Source organism: Bacillus sp. ILBB4, assembly GCF_035064545.1.
In the GTDB taxonomy this organism is placed as follows: domain Bacteria; phylum Bacillota; class Bacilli; order Bacillales; family Bacillaceae_H; genus Priestia.
This window is the reverse complement of record NZ_JAIQVD010000005.1, coordinates 1-23,430: the sequence shown is the minus strand read 5'-3', so window position 1 is coordinate 23,430 and position 23,430 is coordinate 1. Positions and strand designations below refer to the sequence as shown.

Annotated in this window: 21 protein-coding genes; 7 read left to right on the top strand and 14 right to left on the bottom strand. The window is 37.5% G+C overall.

The window, feature by feature from the left end; genetic code table 11:
* Window positions 1–39 precede the first annotated feature (39 nt).
* The 4 genes from ychF to LAV82_RS21015 form a co-directional block, all read right to left on the bottom strand.
* Window positions 40–1,140 (bottom strand): redox-regulated ATPase YchF, encoded by a 1,101-nt coding sequence (gene ychF, locus LAV82_RS21030; protein WP_028411917.1) that lies wholly within the window; start codon window positions 1,138–1,140, stop codon window positions 40–42.
* Window positions 1,141–1,310: 170 nt separating this feature from the next.
* The gene (locus LAV82_RS21025; RefSeq protein ID WP_013059917.1) at window positions 1,311–1,508 is read right to left on the bottom strand and encodes a DUF951 domain-containing protein; all 198 of its coding nucleotides are present in this window, start codon (window positions 1,506–1,508) and stop codon (window positions 1,311–1,313) included.
* A 14-nt stretch (window positions 1,509–1,522) separates the two neighbouring features.
* The gene (locus LAV82_RS21020) at window positions 1,523–2,416 is read right to left on the bottom strand and encodes a mechanosensitive ion channel family protein (RefSeq protein ID WP_029319512.1); all 894 of its coding nucleotides are present in this window, start codon (window positions 2,414–2,416) and stop codon (window positions 1,523–1,525) included.
* Window positions 2,417–2,483: 67 nt separating this feature from the next.
* The gene (locus tag LAV82_RS21015; protein WP_013059919.1) at window positions 2,484–3,497 is read right to left on the bottom strand and encodes a YkvI family membrane protein; all 1,014 of its coding nucleotides are present in this window, start codon (window positions 3,495–3,497) and stop codon (window positions 2,484–2,486) included.
* Between the two features lie 86 nt (window positions 3,498–3,583).
* On the opposite strand from LAV82_RS21015, the gene yyaC reads away from it, so the two are divergent.
* Entirely contained in the window at window positions 3,584–4,204 is a 621-nt protein-coding gene (gene yyaC, locus LAV82_RS21010; RefSeq protein WP_013059920.1) for a spore protease YyaC, read from the top strand.
* 32 nt (window positions 4,205–4,236) lie between these two features.
* Here the strand turns inward: yyaC and LAV82_RS21005 are convergent, their stop codons facing one another.
* From LAV82_RS21005 to rpmH, 10 genes are all read right to left on the bottom strand, one after another.
* Complete coding sequence (locus LAV82_RS21005) at window positions 4,237–5,106, bottom strand: ParB/RepB/Spo0J family partition protein (RefSeq protein ID WP_013059921.1); 870 nt, start codon at window positions 5,104–5,106, stop codon at window positions 4,237–4,239.
* Window positions 5,078–5,860 (bottom strand): ParA family protein, encoded by a 783-nt coding sequence (locus LAV82_RS21000; protein ID WP_013059922.1) that lies wholly within the window; start codon window positions 5,858–5,860, stop codon window positions 5,078–5,080. Before LAV82_RS21000 ends, LAV82_RS21005 begins: the two co-directional genes overlap by 29 nt.
* 117 nt (window positions 5,861–5,977) lie before the next feature.
* Entirely contained in the window at window positions 5,978–6,853 is an 876-nt protein-coding gene (noc, locus tag LAV82_RS20995) for a nucleoid occlusion protein (RefSeq protein ID WP_211078653.1), read from the bottom strand.
* A 135-nt stretch (window positions 6,854–6,988) separates the two neighbouring features.
* The gene (gene rsmG / locus LAV82_RS20990) at window positions 6,989–7,705 is read right to left on the bottom strand and encodes a 16S rRNA (guanine(527)-N(7))-methyltransferase RsmG (protein WP_499716851.1); all 717 of its coding nucleotides are present in this window, start codon (window positions 7,703–7,705) and stop codon (window positions 6,989–6,991) included.
* Between the two features lie 30 nt (window positions 7,706–7,735).
* Window positions 7,736–9,625, bottom strand: coding sequence for a tRNA uridine-5-carboxymethylaminomethyl(34) synthesis enzyme MnmG (gene mnmG / locus LAV82_RS20985; RefSeq protein WP_013059925.1), 1,890 nt, complete (start codon window positions 9,623–9,625; stop codon window positions 7,736–7,738).
* A gap of 22 nt (window positions 9,626–9,647) precedes the next feature.
* Window positions 9,648–11,036, bottom strand: coding sequence for a tRNA uridine-5-carboxymethylaminomethyl(34) synthesis GTPase MnmE (gene mnmE / locus LAV82_RS20980; protein WP_029319516.1), 1,389 nt, complete (start codon window positions 11,034–11,036; stop codon window positions 9,648–9,650).
* A 305-nt stretch (window positions 11,037–11,341) separates the two neighbouring features.
* The gene (gene jag, locus LAV82_RS20975) at window positions 11,342–11,971 is read right to left on the bottom strand and encodes an RNA-binding cell elongation regulator Jag/EloR (RefSeq protein ID WP_211078656.1); all 630 of its coding nucleotides are present in this window, start codon (window positions 11,969–11,971) and stop codon (window positions 11,342–11,344) included.
* Window positions 11,968–12,732: a YidC family membrane integrase SpoIIIJ gene (gene spoIIIJ, locus LAV82_RS20970; RefSeq protein WP_013059928.1), complete on the bottom strand. Its 765-nt coding sequence runs from the start codon at window positions 12,730–12,732 to the stop codon at window positions 11,968–11,970. Before spoIIIJ ends, jag begins: the two co-directional genes overlap by 4 nt.
* Window positions 12,733–12,846: 114 nt before the next feature.
* Window positions 12,847–13,200 carry a ribonuclease P protein component gene (gene rnpA, locus LAV82_RS20965; RefSeq protein ID WP_013059929.1) on the bottom strand — a complete coding sequence of 118 codons (354 nt, stop codon included), beginning with the start codon at window positions 13,198–13,200 and terminating at the stop codon, window positions 12,847–12,849.
* 111 nt (window positions 13,201–13,311) lie between these two features.
* On the bottom strand, window positions 13,312–13,446 hold the full coding sequence (rpmH, locus tag LAV82_RS20960) for a 50S ribosomal protein L34 (protein WP_013059930.1): 135 nt from the start codon (window positions 13,444–13,446) through the stop codon (window positions 13,312–13,314).
* A 754-nt stretch (window positions 13,447–14,200) separates the two neighbouring features.
* On the opposite strand from rpmH, the gene dnaA reads away from it, so the two are divergent.
* The 6 genes from dnaA (at window position 14,201) to gyrA (ending at window position 23,110) form a co-directional block, all read left to right on the top strand.
* A complete protein-coding gene (dnaA, locus tag LAV82_RS20955) occupies window positions 14,201–15,544 on the top strand; it encodes a chromosomal replication initiator protein DnaA (protein WP_013054820.1) in 1,344 nt (447 codons plus the stop codon).
* 186 nt (window positions 15,545–15,730) lie between these two features.
* Complete coding sequence (gene dnaN / locus LAV82_RS20950; protein ID WP_013054821.1) at window positions 15,731–16,867, top strand: DNA polymerase III subunit beta; 1,137 nt, start codon at window positions 15,731–15,733, stop codon at window positions 16,865–16,867.
* 100 nt (window positions 16,868–16,967) lie between these two features.
* The gene (gene yaaA, locus LAV82_RS20945) at window positions 16,968–17,183 is read left to right on the top strand and encodes a S4 domain-containing protein YaaA (RefSeq protein WP_013054822.1); all 216 of its coding nucleotides are present in this window, start codon (window positions 16,968–16,970) and stop codon (window positions 17,181–17,183) included.
* A gap of 14 nt (window positions 17,184–17,197) precedes the next feature.
* The gene (gene recF, locus LAV82_RS20940) at window positions 17,198–18,316 is read left to right on the top strand and encodes a DNA replication/repair protein RecF (RefSeq protein WP_499716850.1); all 1,119 of its coding nucleotides are present in this window, start codon (window positions 17,198–17,200) and stop codon (window positions 18,314–18,316) included.
* Window positions 18,317–18,556: 240 nt separating this feature from the next.
* Entirely contained in the window at window positions 18,557–20,473 is a 1,917-nt protein-coding gene (gene gyrB / locus LAV82_RS20935; protein WP_013054824.1) for a DNA topoisomerase (ATP-hydrolyzing) subunit B, read from the top strand.
* Between the two features lie 126 nt (window positions 20,474–20,599).
* A complete protein-coding gene (gyrA, locus tag LAV82_RS20930; RefSeq protein ID WP_499716849.1) occupies window positions 20,600–23,110 on the top strand; it encodes a DNA gyrase subunit A in 2,511 nt (836 codons plus the stop codon).
* The last annotated feature ends 320 nt before the right edge of the window (window positions 23,111–23,430 follow it).

The window sequence follows — 23,430 nt, the reverse complement described above, 5'->3', positions numbered from 1 at the left end:
CAAAAGCCGAAAGAAAATATTTTCTTTCGGCTTTTAATCTTATACGTTAAAGCGGAAATGCATAACGTCTCCGTCTTTTACGATGTATTCTTTTCCTTCTAAACGTACTTTTCCGGCTTCACGAGCTGCTCCCATTGTTTTGGCAGCTAATAAGTCTTCATATGATACCGTTTCTGCACGAATAAATCCGCGTTCAAAATCTGTATGAATAATACCTGCACACTCAGGAGCTTTCATACCTTGTGTAAACGTCCACGCCCGTACTTCTTGCTCACCAGCTGTAAAGTACGTAGCTAATCCAAGTAAATCGTACGCTGCACGTACAAGCTGATCTAGACCTGACTGTTCAATGCCTAATTCTTCAAGGAACATTGCTTTTTCTTCTCCTTCAAGTTCAGCAATTTCAGATTCAATGCGTGCGCAAACAACGATTACTTCTGCACCTTCACTTGCCGCATACTCGCGCACTTTTGCTACATATTCGTTAGCAGATGCATCGGCTACTTCATCTTCAGCAACGTTTGCTACATAAAGAATAGGTTTGATCGTTAGCAAGTGAAATTGTTTTACTAACTTCATTTGTTCTTCTGTAAATGATACAGCACGAGCTGGCTGATCACTTTCAAATGCATTCTTTAGTTTCTCTAGAATTTCGTATTCATACATTGCTTCTTTATCTTTTTGTTTAGCCATTTTTTGAACACGGCCGATACGCTTCTCTACCGTTTCTAAATCCGCTAAAATTAATTCTAAATTAATTGTTTCAATATCTGAAATAGGGTCTACTTTTCCTGAAACGTGCGTGATGTTTTCATCTTCAAAACAACGTACAACGTGACAAATTGCATCTACTTCTCGAATATGAGATAAGAATTTGTTTCCAAGACCTTCACCTTTACTAGCACCTTTTACGATTCCAGCGATATCTGTGAATTCAAATGCTGTTGGAATTGTTTTTTTAGGTTTTACAAGCTCTGTAAGTTTTTGAAGACGATGATCAGGTACTTCTACAATACCCACGTTAGGATCAATCGTACAGAAAGGATAGTTCGCAGATTCTGCGCCCGCTTGTGTAATTGCATTAAATAATGTTGATTTTCCAACGTTCGGAAGACCAACAATTCCAGCTGTTAAAGCCATATATTTATTCACTCCTCTTTATATATCCGAAACAAGTTAACCTGTCACAATTATAGTGAGTCAACTTTTGAAATACAAGTTTAATAAAGAACCTTTAGTCGCATCATGTTAAGATACTTCATTTTGTCCCACCTTACAGTATAAGGCATAAACATAGAAAATGCATGAGGTTATTCCTCATGCTTTACAAGAATTTTTTTCATTTTACGTGCAAAATCACGTCGTGGAATCATTACGCTGTGGCCGCAGCCTTCACATTTAATGCGGATATCCATTCCCATTCGAATGATTTTCCATTCATTTGTACCGCAAGGATGAGGTTTTTTCATTTCCACAACGTCATTTAAACCAAATTCTTTTTCCGTCATCAGCTCTCTCCCCCTTATTTCCCTTTCAACGTCGACGAATGCTGTGCTTCTTCTGTACGATTATACATAACCATACGAGGAAATGGAACTTCAATGCCATGTTCATTTAGCCTTGTACGCACTTCTTTACGAATCATACGAGAAATATGGAAATGCCTCATTGGTTTTACTTCGCTTGTAATCCTCATTGTGACTTCAGTTGCATGGATATTTTGAACCCCCAGCAATTCAGGCGTTTTAACCATATCTTCATAGCGGCTTGGCAATTCTTCTAAGAGCTCTAAAATCACTTGTTCTGCTTTTTGTATGTTTTCTTCATAAGAAATGCTTACATCAACAAAAGCTACGCTGTTATGTAACGAAAAATTAGTGACCTCCACAATACTGCCATTGGGCAAAATATTAATTTCGCCTGTCCAACTCTTAATCTTTGTTGTTCGCAACCCAATTTCTTCTACAGTTCCCTCAAATGTTCCTACTCGAACATAATCGCCAACGGAGAACTGATCTTCAAAGATAATAAAAAATCCCGTGATGATGTCTTTCACTAAGTTTTGAGCACCAAACCCTACCGCGAGCCCTACGATTCCAGCCCCCGCTAGCAATCCTCGAACATCTACCGATAATGTTTCTAAAATCATAACTCCGGCAACGAAATAAATAACATAAGAAAAAACATTCTGAAGCAAACGGACCATGGTAGCTTCTCGTCGCTCAGAAATACGCAGAGGGCTATTTGTGCGAACCTCTACAAATTTATTTAACGCTTGCTTTCCAATTCGAATTAAAAACATGGAAATAAGCAGAATCAACAGAATTTTTATGAAGCCTTCTCCAATGTGTGCCCACGTTTCTTCTTGAAAAAACGGCTCAAATACGTTCTTAAAAACTGACGTCAACGAATTCATACTACATGTAGCTCCTATCGTAACATACTCTACATACGAGAAAGTTTTAATCTATTGTAGCAAGTTTCTACGAACTTTTGTAGCGATTTCGAAATGGATATAATAGAACGGCTGTTACTAAAAATAAATTGACGATTCCATACATTGGATACAAAACGGCAATCAAAGTAGAAAAACCTAACTTTGTAAAGGGAATCATTAAAAGTAGCCAGCAGGCTGCCAGTTTCCAAAGAGATTGCACCTTTTCAGTATGAAAACGCGCGGTCAGTCCTAAGATTCCCGATACGGCTGTTGTATAAATTGCAATGAGCAAAACAATGCTCATTAAAAACAGCATTGTATAAGGAAAGTCTTTAAGAATAGCGAATAATGGAATTTCATAGGAAGAAAGAAGGCCTGAAACTTGAATAAGCGATTCATTATAAATAAAGGAGAGCCCCCCTAATAAAAAGCCACTGCCAACACTTGCAATATAAATCTCTTTTTTGCTTTTAATTTCCTTTCCAATTGTAGATAATACCGCGACAAGAGGAAGAATATTTAAAGCCGTAAAGGTAAAGGCAGCAGGCCAATTATGCTGAAGATGCCAATCTGTTACTCCAGGATGACGTAAAACAAATGTAAGAAGGACGCCAGCTAGTCCAATCATTAAGATTGGCATAACGAAAGAATTGATAGAAAGAAGCCCATTTAATCCTCTTGAAAAAACAAAGACGATAAACGCACTAAGAGCGCCAATTCCCCACCAATAAGGAACATGCCACATTTCCAATGTCGCCCCGCCGCCCGCGATCATAATCACCGTCGTCGTAAACAAATAAAAAACGATTAAAACATCATAGGCTGCAGCCCATCTCTTTCCTATTAATTCAATTAGCACTGGGTAAAATTGATTGGTTCGGTAGCGATAGCTGATTTGCATAATCACATTGCAAGAAATCGCAAAAATAATAGAAAATAGAAAAATAGCAAGTCCGCTTTCTTCGCCAAAAAACTGCCATAGCTCTCTCCCTGAAGCATACCCAGCGCCTATCATGGTTCCCATAATTAAGAATATCCATTTACATCCTGCTCTCCACATCGATTTTCCCCCAATCCATGAAATATATGTATAGAATCTTCAAAATCTTCGTATACTGTTACTATTATGTATAAGGAGTGGACCCTATGAATTTAAAATCTCCCTTCTTTGAGAAGACACAACATTCAACCCGCGTATTTCATGATGAAGAATCTGCTACAAAGAAGCTGAGTACACAGTTACTATCTTTACTTCCAGCACAGAAAGACAGACCAATTGTTTTTGTATGTATTGGAACGGACCGTTCAACTGGGGACTCATTGGGTCCATTAGTCGGAACGAAACTGAATGAAAAAAAAGTTTCATCTTTTCACATTTTTGGAACGTTAGAAGAGCCTGTTCATGCTGTTAATTTGAAAGAAACGTTAAAACATATTCAAAAGCTTTTCCCGAATCCTTTTATTATTGGAATTGATGCTTGTTTAGGTCGTATGAAAAGCGTAGGCTCTGCATCACTTGGAATAGGACCCGTTAAACCAGGAGCAGGAGTTAATAAAGAATTGCCGCCAGTCGGGGATATTCATATAACAGGGGTTGTCAACGTGAGCGGATTTATGGAGTTTTTCGTCTTGCAAAATACGAGGCTTCACCTCGTTATGTGCATTGCCGATTTAATTGCGAAAAGTATTGAGACTGCGCACAACGAACGAGAGAAAGAGTTTAATAATTCTTCGGTTTACCAACCTGTAAGACATTATAAACAATAAAAAAGGTTGTCCTAAAACTAGGACAACCTTTTTTATACAGAAGATTTGTTAGTCTGAGAAAGATCGTTAAATAATTCAAGAAGACGGTTTAAATCTTCTTTAGAAAAAAATTCGATTTCAATTTTTCCTTTTTTCTTGCTTTGTGTAATGTGAACGGAGGTACCAAAACGCTCACGAAGCTGTGTTTCACTTTGTTTTATAAATAAATCTTTATCTTTTTTAGTTTTTGATGTTTCACGTGGAACGGCTTTATTTAAGTGGGCAATATAAGCCTCTAGCTGTCTAACATTCAATTGTTCCTTGCGTATTTTTTCAACGACTTTAGGTAGAAGAGCTTTATTTTTCAAACCGACTAGCGTACGCCCGTGGCCCATAGACAATTCATTAGTAGAAATGAGGGTTTGAATTTCCTCAGGCAGTTGCAAGAGGCGAACATAGTTAGCAATATGAGGTCGGCTTTTTCCCAGTCGTGTAGCAAGTTGCTCCTGTGTCATATCGAGCTTATCCATAAGCAATTGATAAGCGGTTGCTTCTTCAATTGGCGTCAAATCTTCACGCTGTAAATTCTCCAACAAAGCTAGTTCCATCATTTGCTTTTCTGAAAAGTCTTTTATAATAACAGGAACAGTAGCAAGGTCGGCTTCTTTAGCAGCTCTAAATCGTCTTTCACCCGCTAAGATTTCATAGCCTTTAATGCTTTTGCGAGCTACAATAGGCTGTAAGATGCCATGATGTAAAATGGATTGCTTTAACTCATTAATTGCTTCTTTATTAAACGTTTTACGTGGTTGATAGGGGTTGGGTCTGAGTTCGTGAATAGCAACTTCCTGAATTGAATCATCAGCCTGTGCATCTAAGCCTGAAAATAAGGCATTAATTCCTTTCCCTAATCCTTTCGCCATTATAAATCACTTCCTTTGCAAGTTCCGTATAAACTGCGGCCCCTCTAGATCTTGCATCATATAAGATAATTGGTTCACCATGACTAGGTGCTTCGCTCAAACGAACATTTCGAGGAATAATCGTTTGATAAACGCGATCCTGAAAGTACTTCTTCACTTCTGCTGTTACCTGCAGTCCTAAATTTGTGCGTGCGTCAAGCATAGTCAACAATACACCTTCGATACGCAGTTGATTATTCAAATGTTTTTGGACTAATCTAACGGTATTTAGCAGTTGACTTAATCCTTCAAGCGCATAATATTCACACTGTACAGGTATTAAAACAGAATCAGCTGCCGTTAAAGCATTTAATGTCAGTAAACCAAGAGAAGGGGGACAATCAATAATAACATAATCAAAGTGATCTTTCACCGTTTCTAAAGCTCTCTTAAGTCGAACTTCACGTGAAATAGTCGACACTAATTCAATTTCTGCACCAGCTAATTGAATGGTCGCGGGAATGATTGATAAATTTTCGACGGCTGTTGAACGCACAACGTTTTTGGCTTCCATATCTTCCACTACTACATTGTAAATACATTCATCTACATCTGCTTTATCTATGCCAACTCCACTCGTAGCGTTACCCTGTGGATCTCCATCTACAAGTAGAACCTTTTTTCCTTGTTCAGCTAAACAAGCTCCTAAATTAACAGCGGTTGTTGTTTTTCCAACTCCGCCTTTTTGATTCGCAACTGCCACAATTTTCCCCATGTTGTCACCTACTTTCATTTCCATCCCATTTGTCCAGACAGTTTAATTGTTCATTGAATTTTCTGACGAAAAACTTTGATAAAAAAGCCTCATCAAAAAAAGATGAGGGCTATTTCTTTATTTTTTCGGAATCTTAATAGTAAACTGAAAATATTCATCAAACTCTTCTTCTTCCGTGTTTAATGAAATACCGCTGTCACTAACCATTGTCAAGGATTGACGAATTGTATTCATTGCAATACGCGTATCTTTACTAAACGCTTTTCTTTTAGCTTGTGGCTTTTTAACCTGCGTTTCTAACAATTTAACTACTCGATCTTCCGTTTGTTTTACATTTAATTGTTTTTCAATAATCTCAGCTAATACTTGAAGTTGTTTTTCTTGATTTTTGAGGGGAATGAGCGCTCTTGCATGTCGCTCTGTAATCAATTTTTGTTTGATTGCTTCTTGTATTTCAACAGGAAGCTTTAACAAACGAAGCTTGTTTGCAATTGTGGATTGGCCTTTTCCTAAACGTTGAGCTAATGCCTCTTGGGTAAGATTATGTAACTCAATTAACTTTGCGTAGGCTAGTGCTTCTTCGACAGCCGTTAGCTCTTCACGTTGTAAGTTTTCTATTAAAGCCACAGAGGCCGTTTCTGTATCGTTAAAATGTTTCACAATTGCAGGAACCGTATCCCATCCTAAGCTTTGTACAGCTCTCCACCGGCGTTCTCCAGCAATTAATTCGTATTCTTCGCCCTCAGTCGGTCGAACCACAATAGGTTGAATAATACCGTGTGTATGAATAGTAAGAGCTAGCTCTTCAATTTTTGCTTCATTAAACACAGTACGCGGCTGATAACGATTCGGAATAATACTTGAAACCCTAATTTGTTTTACTTCATCTCTTAAAACTTTTTCGACATTTTCATCTTGGACAGTTTCAATCTCTACATGAATATCCTCATCTTTTTCTTTTAAATTAAAAAAACGTGAAAAAGCAGATTTCATAGTCCCACACCACCTTCAGGAAAATCCCGCCTTAAACTAATTCGATGTTTTTTAATCATATCCTGCTTTCTAAACAGAAAATATAGAGAAGAAAATGTTTCATATGAAACATTCTCTTCTCTATCTATTTAATACCTACTCTAGTGGAAGCTTAACTGGGGTACCAGGTTTTCTAGGATATTTTTTAGGCGTTTTCTTGATTTTGTCTATTAAAATAATGTAACGTTCACTTTGCTCCAAAGGCAATTGGAAATGTTCAATCGACTTCACTTTTCCACCTAATACTTGGAATGATTTTTCTCCATTTTTTAATTCCTCAGGGGCAGAAGCACCTTTCATTGCTAAAAAGCGTCCTCGTTCTTTAACAAGCGGTAAGCAAAATTCATTAAGAACCGAGATACGCGCCACGGCTCTTGCCGTTACAAGATCGAATGACTCGCGAATCGTTTCTCTTTTACCAAATGTTTCAGCTCGATCATGACATAGTGTGACATTGTCTAGTTCAAGCTCATTTACAAGATGCGTTAAAAACGTAATACGCTTTTGTAACGAATCAACGATTGTTACATGCAAATGCGGGAAGCAAATTTTGATCGGAATACTTGGAAATCCTGCTCCTGCACCTACATCACACATGGATTCAATTTCTGTAAAGTCTTGAAAAAAAGCAGCTGAAATAGAATCGTAAAAATGCTTTTCATACACTTCACCGTGATCAGTGATAGCAGTTAAATTCATTTTTTCGTTCCATTCCACTAAAACTTGATAATACTTTTCAAATTGATTCAGCTGTTTAGAAGAAAGAGAAATTCCCTTTTCCTCTAATAGCTGTTGAAACTGTTGAATATTCATTGAGTTTCCCTTTCTTCGCGCCTAAGAGTTTTAATCATTTGATACTTTAGCGATGCGCCCTTGTTCAATATAAACAAGCAAGATTGAAATATCAGCTGGGTTGACTCCAGAAATACGTGATGCTTGCGCTACCGTTAGTGGACGCACTTGGTTTAATTTTTGACGTGCTTCTGTAGCTAAACCGTTAATTGCATCATAATCAATATAATCAGGAATCTTTTTGTTTTCTAACTTCTTCAAGCGTTCAACTTGCTGAAGTGATTTCTGAATATATCCTTCGTATTTCACCTGAATTTCTACTTGTTCAGCTACTTCAGGATCTACCGTCTCATCAGCTGGTGCTAATTGATGAATATGAGTATATGTCATTTCAGGACGGCGAAGTAAATCTGTCGCACGAATGCCATCTTTTAATTCGCTGCCGCCAGCTTCTTTAATCAGTTGTTGAACAGCTTCATTCGGCTTAATAATAAAGGAGAAAAGACGTTTCTTCTCTTGCTCGATTTCCGCTTTCTTCTGTTCAAATTTAGCATAGCGCTCATCGCTGATTAATCCTAGTTCACGACCAATTTCAGTAAGGCGTAAATCAGCGTTATCATGACGAAGCAATAAACGATATTCTGCACGAGACGTTAGCAGACGGTACGGTTCATTTGTTCCTTTTGTTACTAAATCATCCACCAATACACCGATGTAAGCATCAGAACGTCCTAAGATGACTTCTTCTTGTTCCAGCGCTCTTCTTCCCGCGTTAATTCCAGCAAGAAGACCTTGGCCTGCAGCTTCTTCATAACCAGATGTTCCGTTAATTTGTCCAGCCGTATAAAGATTTTTAATTTTCTTCGTTTCAAGCGTTGGCCATAACTGAGTCGGAACAATTGCATCATATTCAATAGCATAGCCCGCACGCATCATTTGGACTTTTTCAAGACCAGGAATTGTCGCAAGCATTTGACGCTGTACGTGCTCAGGAAGGCTTGTTGATAGTCCTTGAACATATACTTCTTGCGTATTTCGTCCTTCTGGCTCTAAGAAAATTTGGTGGCGCGGTTTATCATTAAAGCGCACAACCTTATCTTCAATAGATGGACAGTAGCGTGGTCCAGTACCTTTGATCATCCCAGAATACATAGGAGATAAGTGAAGGTTGTCATCAATAATTTGATGAGTTTGTTCACTTGTATATGTTAACCAGCAAGGCAGTTGATCTGTAATGTACTGTGTTGTTTCGTATGAGAAAGCACGAGGCACATCATCCCCAGGCTGAATCTCCGTTTTGCTGTAATCAATAGTTGAGCTATTAACACGAGGTGGAGTTCCTGTTTTAAAACGGACCATGTCCAGCCCTAACTCCTCTAAGTGTTCAGAAAGCTTAATAGCCGGTTGTTGATTATTAGGACCGCTTGAATATTTTAGTTCACCTAAAATAATTTCCCCGCGTAAGAATGTCCCTGTCGTAATAACAACTGTTTTAGCTTTATACACAGCTCCCGTTTGAGTGACAACGCCCGTACATACACCGTCTTCTACGATTAATTGTTCTACCATACCTTGCATAAGCGTTAGATTTTCTTCATTTTCTAACGTTTTTTTCATTTCATGCTGATAAGCAAATTTATCCGCTTGAGCTCTAAGTGCTCGAACAGCTGGACCTTTTCCTGTGTTTAACATTCTCATTTGAATATGAGTTTTATCGATATTTCTACCCATTTCTCCGCCAAGAGCATCAATTTCACGTACGACAATACCTTTTGCAGGACCGCCTACAGAAGGGTTGCAGGGCATAAATGCCACCATGTCTAAGTTGATGGTCAACGTTAACGTTTTAGCACCCATACGCGCAGAAGCAAGTGCGGCTTCACAACCTGCATGACCTGCTCCAATGACAATAACATCATATTGTCCACCTTCATATTGCATAATAGTAGCCTCCTTTAATAATCTATTTTCCTAAACAGAATTGAGAGAACAACTGATCAATTAAGCTTTCGTGAACAGCATCACCAATAATTTCACCTAATAGTTCCCACGTTCTTGTTAAATCAATTTGGACGATATCGATTGGAACACCACTTTCAATGCCTGTGATGGCCTCATCGATAGCTCCTCTTGCTTGCGTTAAAAGCGCAATATGTCTCGTATTAGATAAATATGTTAAATCTTGAGATTCAATTGTTCCTCCAAAGAAAAGAGCTGCGATTGCTTCTTCAAGCTGATCTACTCCTTGTTCTTGAAGGAGCGAAGTCGTCACTACTGGATGATCACCAGCAAATTGCTGCACTTCCTCTAGATTAATTTTTTGCTCAAGATCTGTTTTATTCACAATCACGATAACGTCCATGCCTTTTACAGCTTCAAATAGCTTTTTATCTTCGTCCGTTAGTTCTTCATTAAAATTCAACACAAGCAAAATTAAATCTGCTTCTTTCAAATACTGACGGGAGCGTTCCACACCAATTCGTTCTACAATATCTTCTGTTTCACGAATTCCAGCTGTATCAACTAATCGCAGAGGAACTCCTCGCACATTGACGTACTCTTCGATTACATCTCGCGTCGTTCCAGGAATGTCTGTGACAATGGCCTTTGCATCTTGCACTAAACTATTTAGAAGAGAAGATTTCCCTACATTAGGACGTCCAATAATAACCGTAGCCAATCCTTCTCTTAAAATTTTTCCTTGATGAGAGGTTTGAAGAAGCTTATCAATTTCTTGGCGTACATTTGAAGCTTTTTCGATCAATACTTGGTGAGTCATTTCCTCTACATCGTCATATTCTGGGTAGTCAATGTTTACTTCTACATGGGCAAGTGTTTCGAGAATTTCCTGCCGTAAATGACGTACTAGCTTGGACAAACGCCCTTCCATTTGGCCAATCGCCATATTCATCGCTTTATCTGTTTTGGCACGAATTAAATCCATTACAGCTTCTGCTTGTGACAAGTCTACTCGACCATTTAAAAATGCTCGTTTTGTAAACTCACCCGGCTCAGCTAAACGGGCACCATTTGCAATAACTAACTGCAGCACACGATTAACGGATACAATTCCTCCGTGACAGTTAATTTCAATAATGTCTTCTCTAGTAAATGTCTTGGGACCTTTCATAATGGAAAGCATCACTTCTTCGACGACTTGCTCTGTCTTGGGATCTACGATATGACCGTAGTGAATAGTATGAGAAGCTACGTCTGTTAATCGTTTGTTCGAAACGCTTTTAAAGATACGATCTGCAATCGTAATGGCTTCTTCACCACTCAGGCGGACGATGGCAATAGCTCCTTCTCCCATTGGTGTAGAAATGGCCGCAATTGTATCAAAATCTAGCACCAACTTCACCTCATTTCATTTTATAAACCTTTTATTTTAAACGATGTTATATACTATCATCGTTAACAATTTTACACGAACAAAAACATCTATTTTAAGGCCCGTAATTTGTATGAACCAAATAAATAGAATACCACAATTCACCGATTTGGAACATCTCTAACGTTCTTCTGTTATGCACAGCAAGAAAAACAGGCAGTATGTACTATTTTAACTTATCCACATGTGAATAACAACGTATGTAACTTGATTTTTTGAACGCTAGCTTGATAAAAGTAAACATAAAAAAGCACTAGCGCATTTTGCTAGTGCTTTTTTCCGACGGGCTGAACCAAAATGCTTCTTTTCGGTTCTTTTCCGATAGAGTGTGTCTCAACTAAAGAATTTTTAGCTAACACTTGGTGAATCATTTTTCTTTCATGCGAAGGCATTGGTTCTAGTTGAACAGATCGATTCGTTTTAATCGCCTGATTCGCTATTTTTAATGCCAGTTTTTCGACCATTTCTTTTCGTTTTTCTCGGTAGCCTTCTGGGTTTAATACAACATTTAAAAATTGCTGACTGTATCGATTAGCTACCAGTTGTGTGAGAAGCTGGAGCGCATTGAGGGTTTGTCCATATTTTCCAATCAGCATTCCCGCTGAATCGCTACTAATCTCAATTATGCAGTTTCTCGAGGTTTTTTTGACGTTCGTATGAATCGAAATCCCCATTTCACGGCTAACATTTGTAATAAAATGAACCGCTTCCTCTACAGGGTCAACTATTTTTGTAACTTTTACAACTGCGGGTTTTCCCTTAAAGATTCCTAAAAATCCTTTTTTGCCTGGTTCAATTATTTCTACATTTGTTTGATTCCGCTCTACTTCTAAAGCATCTAATGCTTCTTGAACAGCAGCTTCAATCGTCTGGGCCGTAATTGTGATTTCGTTCATTTTTTAACCCCTTCAATATTCGCTTGTTTTAAGTCTGGCCCTTTAATGAAGTAGGTTTGAATAATCATAAATAGATTTCCCACTACCCAATAAAGAGATAAAGCGGCTGGAAAATTGATTGCAAAAACGACAATCATGATCGGCATAACCCAAAGCATCATAGCCATTTGAGGATTTTGATTTGCATTTCCGGCCATCATCATCTTTTGCTGAATAAACGTTGTGATTCCTGCGACAACTGGTAAGATAAATAGCGGATCACGCGCACCTAAATCAAACCATAAAAAGCTGTTGTTTGCGATTTCTGACGTTCGTGTAATCGCGTGGAAAATTCCGATAAGAATGGGCATTTGAATTAGAATTGGGAAGCACCCAGCTAAAGGATTTACTCCGTAAGTTTGGAATAATGCCATCGTTTCTTTCTGCAATTGCTGCTGCGTCTGGGCATCTTTTGAACTGTACTTCTCCTTTAACTTCTGCATTTCGGGCTGAAGCGTCTGCATTGCTTTCGTGTTTCTCATCTGTTTAATCATAAGCGGTAGAATAAGTAAGCGAATCAGGATTGTGACAACGATGATCGCAACTCCATAGCTTTTAAATACCTCCGCCAGATACGTAATGACTAATGACAGCGGATACACAACATACTCATTCCAAAAACCTTTACTATCATCTGTAATAGGTTGGTTAATTTCCGTACAACCCGCTAAAACAGTTAATAGAAAGATAAGCGTTATCCCTAAAAACAACTTCTTCTTCACCTGTTTTCCTCCTTCTACATGTTCACCTTTCAATTCTGAAAGTGCGTCAAAATCCATTATATAAGGATGCGGTAGAAAAACAACAGCTATTAAAGGCTTTTCTTCTATTGTTTATTAATCGTTTTGTCTATGTGTAAGTAATTTGCCACGCTTAAAGACATGCTGCAAGCTGCTTTTAATTTCTTCATAGCTCATTGTTGCAGCAGGCTGCCTTGCAATTACAATATAATCTTTGTCTTGCTTCAAATACGGTGTGAATTCAAACATAATTTGTTTAGCAAGGCGCTTAACTCGATTACGAGTCACGGCATTTCCAATCTTTTTGCCCACGGAGAATCCTACGCGGAAATGTTCTTGATCCGGTTTGTCTAGAACATACAAGACAAATTGGCGATTCGCTACGGACTTGCCCTTTTTAAAAACTGTTTGAAATTCATCATTCTTTTTTATACGATATCTTTTTTTCATTTTTAACAACTCCTGCCCTTTTTCAGGTCATGCTTTTATGGAGTCCCTACAGGAACAGAGGTGGATTTTAGCCTTATAAAGCGAAAAAAGACCACTGGCGTCAGTGGTCTATTATGCTGATAATACTTTTCTTCCTTTACGACGACGACGAGCTAAAACTTTACGTCCGTTCGCTGAGCTCATACGAGCGCGGAAACCGTGTACTTTACTGTGCTTACGTTTGTTTGGTTGGTAAGTTCTTTTCATCTATAAACACCTCCTCGAGGAATAACTGAAAAAGACAGTCCTTGCAATTATAATGAAAAGACTAAGAAGATGTCAATGTTATTTAAAAAATAAAATTTTCAATCTCTTGGTTTCATTATCTGTTTTACTCAATCTTCTTCATTCTAATATCTTTATAACCCAATTGTCTATACCTAATCAATAAAATTCATTGATTTATTAAAGAAAAAATTTTTCCTTTTCATCTCTTTTTCTTTCTCTACCAGCTGCGATCGCATCCTTACTGAACAAAACTACAACAATACAGGTTATAAAAAGCCTCTTTTTTATTCAAATTCTTCTCTTAAACCATTGTGGATAAGTTTTTTCGACATTTTTCTACTTATCCATTTCTTATCGACAACTCATGCACACTATCTTGTGTTGTGGAAAACTTTTCTCCACAAGGTGTAGTGATTGTGGATAAGTTTCGAAAATTCATTGCATCATGCCGAATTCTTTGATATTATATTTTTGTTTTCACTCTTAATTACTTTTCCACAGTTGATTTTTATCCACAAACTGTGGACAACTTGTGGACATCATTTCCACTATCACTGTATAAAGTTATCCACACCATGTGGAATCTGTCGAATAGTCGACTTTCTTCTATAATATATATTTACCCACATAATAGCAATTGTATAAATATAAATTTTTTATGCATAAGGTTTTGTACAGGTTGTACAAGGGTTGTACAAAGCGCATAAAAGCTAGAAAAAGGAGGGATTGCTCGTTGGAAAACATTCATGATTTATGGGATAGAGCTTTAGATCAAATTGAAAAAAAATTAAGCAAACCTAGTTTTGAAACCTGGCTCAAATCGACAAAAGCTCATGCTTTACAAGGAGACACGCTCATTATTACTGCACCTAATGATTTTGCACGGGACTGGTTAGAATCTAGGTATTCTAATTTAATTGCTGAAACACTTTATGATCTTACGGGGGAAGAGTTAGATGTAAAATTTATTATTCCTCCTAACCAGGCCGAGGAAGAATTCGATATTCAAACTCCTAAAAAGAAAGTCAATAAAGACGAAGGAGCAGAATTTCCTCAAAGCATGCTAAATTCGAAGTATACCTTTGATACATTTGTTATCGGATCTGGAAATCGGTTTGCGCATGCAGCTTCTTTAGCAGTAGCAGAAGCGCCGGCTAAAGCGTATAATCCGCTTTTTATTTACGGGGGAGTAGGATTAGGCAAAACACACTTAATGCACGCCATAGGCCACTATGTGTTAGATCATAATCCTGCCGCGAAAGTCGTGTACTTATCATCTGAAAAATTCACAAACGAGTTTATTAACTCTATTCGTGACAATAAAGCAGTAGAATTCCGCAACAAATACCGTAATGTAGATGTTTTACTGATTGATGATATTCAATTCTTAGCAGGTAAAGAGCAGACACAAGAAGAATTTTTCCATACGTTTAATACGCTTCACGAAGAAAGCAAGCAGATTGTCATCTCAAGTGATCGACCGCCGAAAGAAATTCCTACACTTGAAGATCGACTTCGCTCTCGCTTTGAATGGGGCCTTATTACAGACATCACACCACCAGATTTGGAAACACGAATTGCTATTTTGCGTAAAAAAGCCAAAGCGGACGGCTTAGTTATTCCAAATGAAGTTATGCTTTATATCGCCAATCAGATTGATTCAAATATTAGAGAATTAGAAGGCGCACTTATTCGTGTAGTAGCTTATTCTTCACTAATTAATAAAGATATAAACGCTGATTTAGCAGCAGAAGCATTAAAAGATATCATTCCTAGTTCAAAACCTAGGGTTATTACGATTCAAGACATCCAACAGATTGTTGGACAAGAATTTAATATAAAATTAGATGATTTCAAAGCAAAGAAACGTACAAAGTCAGTTGCGTTTCCTAGACAAATTGCCATGTACCTTTCTCGCGAACTAACGGATTTTTCGCTGCCTAAAATTGGAGAAGAGTTTGGCGGGCGAGACCATACTACTGTCATCCATGCTCATGAAAAAATCTCAAAACTTGTTCAAACAGATACTGACCTACAAAAACAAATTAAAGAAATAAGTGAATCACTAAAAATATAGGCTTTTTTTACTTGTATTTTGTGTATAAGTGAGTTAGGATTGTACACAGTCTGTCCACATGTGGATAGGCTGTGTTCTCACGTTTTTAGGGGTTATCCACATTTCCACAGCCCCTATTACTACTACTATCTTAAAATATAATAAATAATAAGCTTTTAAACCTACTTTTAAGGAGGATTAATTATTATGAAATTTATCATACAGAAAGACTATCTAGTTCAAAGCGTTCAAGACGTTATGAAAGCTGTATCTTCTAGAACAACAATTCCAATTTTAACTGGGATTAAAATTGTAGCGACTGAAGAAGGTGTTACCTTAACAGGAAGTGATTCCGATATCTCGATTGAATCGTTTATTCCAAACGAAGAAGAAGGAAAAGAGATTGTTGATATCCAAAAACCAGGAAGCGTTGTTCTCCCAGCTCGTTTCTTTAGTGAAATCGTAAAAAAGCTTCCTAAAGACATTGTAGAATTAGACGTCCAAAGTCACTTTTTAACAATCATTCGTTCAGGAAAAGCTGAATTTAACTTAAATGGTTTAGATGCAGAAGAGTATCCTCATTTACCACAGATCGAAGAAAACAACATGTTTAGATTACCGACAGACTTATTAAAAAACATGATTCGACAAACTGTCTTTGCGGTGTCCACCTCAGAAACACGACCTATCTTGACAGGTGTAAACTGGAAGGTCGATGGCAAAGAATTAACGTGCATTGCCACTGACAGTCACCGTCTAGCTTTGCGAAAAGCGACCATTGAAACTGGAAATGAAGCAACGTATAATGTGGTTATTCCAGGTAAAAGTTTAAGTGAATTCAGTAAGATCCTTGATGATTCTCATGAATTAGTAGACATTGTTATCACGGAAAATCAAGTATTATTCAAAACAAAACATTTACTATTTTTCTCAAGATTATTGGACGGAAATTATCCTGATACTTCAAGATTGATCCCAGCTGATAGTAAAACGGATGTTATATTGAACGTAAAAGAATTCTTGCAATCGATTGACCGCGCTTCTTTATTAGCTCGTGAAGGAAGAAACAACGTAGTAAAACTATCTACGCTGGATGAAGGAATTGTTGAAATCTCTTCTAACTCTCCTGAAATCGGAAAAGTAATTGAAGAGGTACAAAGTCAGTCTATCTCAGGAGAAGAATTAAAAATTTCTTTTAGCGCAAAATATATGTTAGATGCATTAAAAGCGCTCGAAGGAACAGATATCAAAATCAACTTCACTGGTGCGATGCGTCCATTTGTCATTCGAACATTAGAGGATGATTCAATGCTGCAGCTGATTTTACCAGTGCGAACATATTAAATCTCAGAAAGCTACTAGCATGCCGTACTAGTAGCTTTCTTTTCTTAAGGAGAATTATTTAGTAAAATAGAGATACATCATTAGAAAGTGAGAGAGTCGCATGAAAACAGAGGTTAAAATTTCAACTGAATACATTACGCTTGGCCAGTTTTTAAAATTAGCAGACGTCATTCAAACAGGTGGAATGGTAAAATGGTTTTTAAGTGAGCACGAAGTATATGTAAACGGGGAGCTAGAAGAGCGCCGCGGACGTAAATTATATGCAAATGACGAAGTGGATATACCGGCTGCAGGATCATTTGTTGTTATTACTTAAAGTTGGTGAAACGTTTGTATATTAAAGAAATTACTTTGACAAATTACCGAAACTATACGAAGACAACGATTCCTTTTGAAAATAAAGTAAACGTCATTTTGGGTGAAAACGCACAGGGTAAAACAAACGTGATGGAATCGATCTTCGTATTATCTATGGCTAAATCTCATCGTACATCCAACGATAAAGAATTAATTAAATGGGACTGTGAGTATGCAAAGCTATCCGGCATTGTAGAAAAGCATAGAGGACCTGTTACACTGGATTTAGTCATCTCAACAGAAGGGAAAAAAGCAAAATATAATCACATTGAGCAGAAAAAACTCAGTCAATATATAGGGTCAATTAACACTGTCATGTTTGCTCCGGAGGATTTGAACCTAGTTAAAGGGAGTCCGCAAGTAAGGCGCAAATTTATCGATATGGAAATTGGTCAAGTTTCGCCTGTTTACATGCATGATTTAAGCAGGTATCAAAAGATTTTGCAGCAAAGAAATCAATATTTGAAGCAGCTGCAGACAAAAAAACAAACGGATCTTTCACTTTTAGACGTACTTACGTTACAGTTAAGTGAAATGGCGGCGAAAATCTTAAAAAAACGTTTTGAGTTTTTACAGTTACTTCAACAGTGGGCAGAGCCTATTCATAAAGGGATCAGTCGAGACTTAGAAACATTAAAAATTGAGTATAAGAATTCAATTGATGTATCAGAAGATGCAGATTTGTCGAAAATGTTAGAAGCATATCATCAAAAGTTTGATAAAATAAAAAGTAGAGAAATTGATAGAGGTGTCACCTTAGCAGGACCACACCGTGATGATCTTCTTTTCTACGTTAATGAAAAAGACGTTCAAACATTTGGTTCACAAGGGCAACAGCGGACGACTGCTTTATCGTTAAAGCTTGCTGAAATCGAGTTAATTTATCAAGAAGTAGGTGAATATCCAATCTTGCTTTTAGACGACGTATTGTCTGAATTAGATGATTTTCGTCAATCACACTTGCTAAATACCATTCAAGGAAAAGTTCAGACATTTGTAACGACAACGAGCATTGAAGGAATTCATCACGAGACCTTAGAAAAAGCCGCTACATATCACGTAGAAGCTGGCCAAATTCAAAAGGTCAAATAGCAATTGATCTATCTAAAAACTTTTCGCAAGGCAATCTAACTGAAATATGATATCATTATAGTTTTAAGTCTATATATTTCAACTCGTACCCTCGATTATGAAAATTTTGTGCATAAGTAAACAAATTGCAAATACATTAAAGGCTCCGTATTATTTCCACATAATATTCGAAAAACATAATACAAAATGATAAATACAGCAGTTTGCTGTTAAAAAAAAGTGTAGGTGATACATTTGACGATGGAACAAAAAGAAGTACAAGCATATGAAGCTGATCAGATACAAGTATTAGAAGGATTAGAAGCTGTTCGTAAACGTCCGGGGATGTATATTGGATCGACGAGCGCAAAGGGTCTACATCATCTTGTATGGGAAATTGTAGATAATAGTATTGATGAAGCGCTGGCCGGCTATTGCGATGAAATTAATGTTATTATCGAAAAGGATAATAGTATTACAGTCAAAGATAACGGTCGTGGAATTCCGGTTGGTATTCAAGAAAAAATGGGCAGACCTGCCGTTGAAGTTATCTTAACGGTTCTTCATGCCGGAGGTAAATTTGGCGGCGGCGGCTATAAAGTATCTGGTGGATTACACGGTGTAGGTGCCTCAGTTGTTAATGCACTTTCTACCTCTTTGGAAGTGCACGTACATCGTGACGGTAAAGTTCATTATCAAAAATATGAACGAGGTGTACCGGCTGCTGACTTAAAAGTAGTTGGAGAAACAGATAAAACAGGTACTGTTATTCAATTCCGTCCAGATGGTGAAATTTTTACAGAAACGCTTGAATACGATTTTGATACGTTAGCTAATCGTCTGCGTGAGTTAGCTTTCTTAAATCGCGGCATTAAAATTACGATTGAAGACAAACGTGAAGAAGATAAAAGACGTGAGTATCACTATGAAGGCGGAATTAAGTCTTACGTTGAACACTTAAACCGTTCGAAAGAAGTGATTCACGAAGAGCCAATCTATATTGAAGGTAATCGAGACAACATTTCTGTAGAAATTGCTATTCAATATAACGATAGCTATACAAGTAATTTATATTCTTTTGCAAACAATATTCACACATATGAAGGTGGAACGCACGAAGCAGGATTTAAAACAGCGTTAACGCGTGTAATTAACGACTATGCACGTAAAAACAGCGTATTTAAAGACAGTGACGCCAATCTAACAGGTGAAGATGTTCGTGAAGGAATTACAGCTATCATCTCTATTAAGCACCCAGATCCGCAGTTCGAAGGACAAACAAAAACAAAGCTGGGAAATAGTGAAGCAAGAACAATTACTGACTCTGTGTTTGCAGAACACTTAGAAACTTACTTGCTAGAGAACCCTATTGTGGCGAAAAAGGTAATTGAAAAAGGTTTAATGGCTGCAAGAGCAAGAATGGCAGCTAAAAAAGCTCGTGAGCTTACACGCCGTAAAAGCGCGCTTGAAATTTCAAACTTACCGGGTAAATTAGCAGATTGTTCGTCAAAAGATCCTTCTATTAGCGAACTCTATGTAGTAGAGGGTGACTCTGCCGGAGGTTCAGCTAAGCAGGGAAGAAGCCGTCATTTCCAAGCTATTTTGCCTTTACGTGGTAAAATTATCAACGTAGAGAAAGCGCGTTTAGATAAAATTTTATCTAATAACGAAATTCGTACAATCATTACCGCTCTAGGAACAGGTATTGGTGACGATTTTGATATTTCGAAAGCCCGCTACCATAAAATTGTGATTATGACAGATGCAGACGTAGACGGTGCGCATATTCGTACGCTTCTTCTAACGTTCTTCTATCGCTATATGAGACAGATTATTGAGCACGGATATGTGTACATTGCTCAGCCGCCTCTTTACAAAGTTTCACAAGGTAAAAAAGTGGAGTACGCGTACAACGATCGTCAATTAGAAGAGGTATTAGCTTCTTTCCCTGAAGGCGCAAAACCAAACCTTCAGCGTTACAAAGGTTTAGGAGAGATGAATCCTGAACAATTATGGGAAACAACAATGGATCCAGAGTTCCGTACCCTTCTTCAGGTGAACTTGCAAGATGCAATTGAAGCTGATGAGACATTTGAAATTTTAATGGGCGACAAAGTAGAACCACGCCGTAATTTCATTGAAGAAAATGCTCAGTACGTAAAAAATCTTGATATTTAAATGAACGGTAATACCCTTTATATTTTTTATAAAGGGTATATAAACGTCAGGATGGAGATAGGTTCTATCCTGCGTTTACATATATATGAATTACTATACTGAACTTCGCGAAGGAGGTTCTTATCGATGTCAGATAAACCAAACTCTCAAATAAGAGAAGTAAATATTAGTCAAGAAATGCGCGCATCCTTTTTAGATTATGCAATGAGCGTAATTGTATCGCGTGCTTTACCAGATGTAAGAGACGGACTTAAGCCTGTGCACCGTCGTATTTTATATGCAATGAATGATTTAGGTATGGGATCGGATAAGCCATATAAAAAATCAGCTCGTATCGTAGGAGAAGTAATTGGTAAGTATCACCCACACGGTGACTCAGCTGTATATGAAACAATGGTTCGTATGGCACAAGATTTTAGCTATCGTTATATGCTAATCGACGGTCATGGAAACTTTGGATCTGTTGATGGAGATGCAGCAGCAGCTATGCGTTATACAGAAGCAAGAATGTCAAAAGTTTCGATGGAACTGTTGCGTGACATCAATAAAGATACAATTGATTACCAAGATAACTATGACGGTTCTGAACGTGAACCAATGGTATTACCTGCTAGATTTCCAAATTTACTTGTAAACGGTTCAGCCGGAATTGCGGTAGGTATGGCGACAAATATTCCTCCGCATCAGTTAGGGGAAGTCATTGACGGCGTTTTAGCTGTAAGTCAAGACCCTGGTATCACAATTGCAGAGTTAATGGAGATTATTCCAGGTCCGGATTTCCCAACTGCAGGACAAATTCTTGGCCGCAGCGGAATTCGTAAAGCTTATGAAACTGGAAAAGGTTCTATTATTGTTCGCGCAAAAGTAGAAATTGAAGAACAAAGCAATGGTAAACAAACTATTATTGTTCATGAACTTCCATACCAAGTAAATAAAGCAAAGCTAATTGAAAAAATTGCAGAGCTAGCTCGTGATAAGAAGATTGATGGAATTACGGATTTACGAGATGAGTCTGACCGTTCAGGTATGCGTATTGTTATTGAAGTAAGACGTGATGCAAATGCAAATGTTTTATTAAACAACTTATATAAGCAGACATCTCTTCAAACAAGTTTTGGTATTAATACCCTTGCATTAGTAGATGGACAGCCAAAAGTATTGAACTTGAAGCAATGTCTACAGTACTACTTAGACCATCAGGTAGTGGTTATTCGTCGTCGTACTGAATTTGAACTTCGAAAAGCAGAAGCACGTGCGCATATTTTAGAAGGTTTAAAGATTGCTCTTGATAATTTAGATGCTGTTATTGCTTTAATTAGAGGTTCTCAAACAACAGATATTGCACGTGAAGGATTAATGACGCAGTTTTCGTTATCTGAAAAACAAGCGCAAGCTATTTTGGATATGCGCCTACAGCGTTTAACAGGATTAGAGCGAGAGAAGATTGAAGCAGAATATCAATCTTTATTAGCGCTAATTGCTGAATTAAAAGCTATTTTAGCAGATGAAGAAAAAGTATTAGAAATTATTAGAGAAGAACTAATAGAAGTAAAAGAAAGATTCAATGACGGCCGTCGAACAGAAATCGTAAGCGGAGGAGCTGAAATTATCGAAGACGAGGATCTGATTCCTCGCCAAGATATTGTTATTAGCTTAACGCACAACGGCTATATTAAACGTTTGCCTGTTTCTACGTATAAGAGTCAGCGAAGAGGCGGAAGAGGTATTCAAGGAATGAATACAAACGAAGATGATTTTGTTGAACATCTTCTAACAACTTCTACTCATGATACGATTCTCTTCTTTACAAATAAGGGAAAAGTTTACCGTACAAAAGGATACGAAATTCCAGAGTACGGAAGAACGGCTAAAGGGATACCTATTATTAACTTGTTAGAAGTAGACAAGGGTGAGTGGGTAAATGCCATCATTCGCGTCGATGAATTTGTAGACGATTGGTATCTATTCTTTACTACAAAACAAGGAATTTCTAAGCGTACACCTTTATCTTCTTTTGAGAACATTCGAAATAGCGGACTTATCGCCTTGAATTTAAGAGAAGAAGATGAATTGATTTCTGTTAAATTGACAGATGGTAAGCGCGATATGGTTATTGGAACGAAGAAGGGTATGTTAATTCGTTTTAATGAAAATGATGTTCGTTCAATGGGACGTACAGCTACTGGAGTTAAAGGGATCACTCTCGATTCAGAAGATGAAGTAATCGGTATGGAGATTCTCGAAGAACAATCAGATGTCTTGATCATTACGAAAAATGGTTACGGAAAACGTACGCCGATTGAAGAATATCGTGTACAAACAAGAGGCGGTAAAGGTTTAAGAACATGTAATATCACTGATAAAAATGGTGATGTTGTCGCACTGAAATGCGTATCTCAAGAAGAAGATATTATGCTTATCACAGTAAGCGGCGTTCTTATCCGTGTTTCTGTTTCAGATATTTCACAAATGGGCCGTAACACACAAGGTGTCAAAGTCATCCGTTTAGGAGACGAAGAGTTTGTTTCAACGGTTGCAAAAGTACAAACTTCAGAAGATGAAGACGAAGTTTTAGATGAATTAGATGAACATGAAGAGACAGATATAATAATTGAAGCTGAAGAAACAGAAGAATAAAAAAAAGCCCCTGAAAAAGCAGGGGCTTTTTTATGTAAAAAAACCTTGCCATAGGCTTTCCATTTTGGTAATATATAAAAAGTCAGCAAAACATATATAACTTTCTTAATAGTTTTAAAAAAGTTATATAAAAGTGTTGACAATGATTCTTAAAAAGTGTTATTATATAGAAGTCGCTTTAAGACAAGAGTTCTTTGAAAACTGAACGAAATAGTAAACGTCAACGTTAATTTTTATTTTTTAAATTGAGCAAGTCAAACATTTCTTCGGAGAGTTTGATCCTGGCTCAGGATGAACGCTGGCGGCGTGCCTAATACATG

Excerpts from the sequence above, each read along its gene's own strand:
- jag (WP_211078656.1), bottom strand. The coding sequence starts at position 11,971 with ATGAACGAAATCACAATTACGGCCCAGACGATTGAAGCTGCTGTTCAA.
- dnaN (WP_013054821.1), top strand. The coding sequence starts at position 15,731 with ATGAAATTTATCATACAGAAAGACTATCTAGTTCAAAGCGTTCAAGAC.
- LAV82_RS21015 (WP_013059919.1), bottom strand. The coding sequence starts at position 3,497 with ATGTGGAGAGCAGGATGTAAATGGATATTCTTAATTATGGGAACCATG.
- LAV82_RS21025 (WP_013059917.1), bottom strand. The coding sequence starts at position 1,508 with ATGACGGAAAAAGAATTTGGTTTAAATGACGTTGTGGAAATGAAAAAA.
- noc (WP_211078653.1), bottom strand. The coding sequence starts at position 6,853 with ATGAAATCTGCTTTTTCACGTTTTTTTAATTTAAAAGAAAAAGATGAG.
- gyrA (WP_499716849.1), top strand. The coding sequence starts at position 20,600 with ATGTCAGATAAACCAAACTCTCAAATAAGAGAAGTAAATATTAGTCAA.
- yyaC (WP_013059920.1), top strand. The coding sequence starts at position 3,584 with ATGAATTTAAAATCTCCCTTCTTTGAGAAGACACAACATTCAACCCGC.
- ychF (WP_028411917.1), bottom strand. The coding sequence starts at position 1,140 with ATGGCTTTAACAGCTGGAATTGTTGGTCTTCCGAACGTTGGAAAATCA.
- rnpA (WP_013059929.1), bottom strand. The coding sequence starts at position 13,200 with ATGAAAAAAAGATATCGTATAAAAAAGAATGATGAATTTCAAACAGTT.
- LAV82_RS21005 (WP_013059921.1), bottom strand. The coding sequence starts at position 5,106 with ATGGCGAAAGGATTAGGGAAAGGAATTAATGCCTTATTTTCAGGCTTA.
- yaaA (WP_013054822.1), top strand. The coding sequence starts at position 16,968 with ATGAAAACAGAGGTTAAAATTTCAACTGAATACATTACGCTTGGCCAG.
- LAV82_RS21020 (WP_029319512.1), bottom strand. The coding sequence starts at position 2,416 with ATGAATTCGTTGACGTCAGTTTTTAAGAACGTATTTGAGCCGTTTTTT.
- LAV82_RS21000 (WP_013059922.1), bottom strand. The coding sequence starts at position 5,860 with ATGGGGAAAATTGTGGCAGTTGCGAATCAAAAAGGCGGAGTTGGAAAA.
- rpmH (WP_013059930.1), bottom strand. The coding sequence starts at position 13,446 with ATGAAAAGAACTTACCAACCAAACAAACGTAAGCACAGTAAAGTACAC.
- gyrB (WP_013054824.1), top strand. The coding sequence starts at position 18,557 with ATGGAACAAAAAGAAGTACAAGCATATGAAGCTGATCAGATACAAGTA.
- rsmG (WP_499716851.1), bottom strand. The coding sequence starts at position 7,705 with ATGAATATTCAACAGTTTCAACAGCTATTAGAGGAAAAGGGAATTTCT.
- mnmG (WP_013059925.1), bottom strand. The coding sequence starts at position 9,625 with ATGCAATATGAAGGTGGACAATATGATGTTATTGTCATTGGAGCAGGT.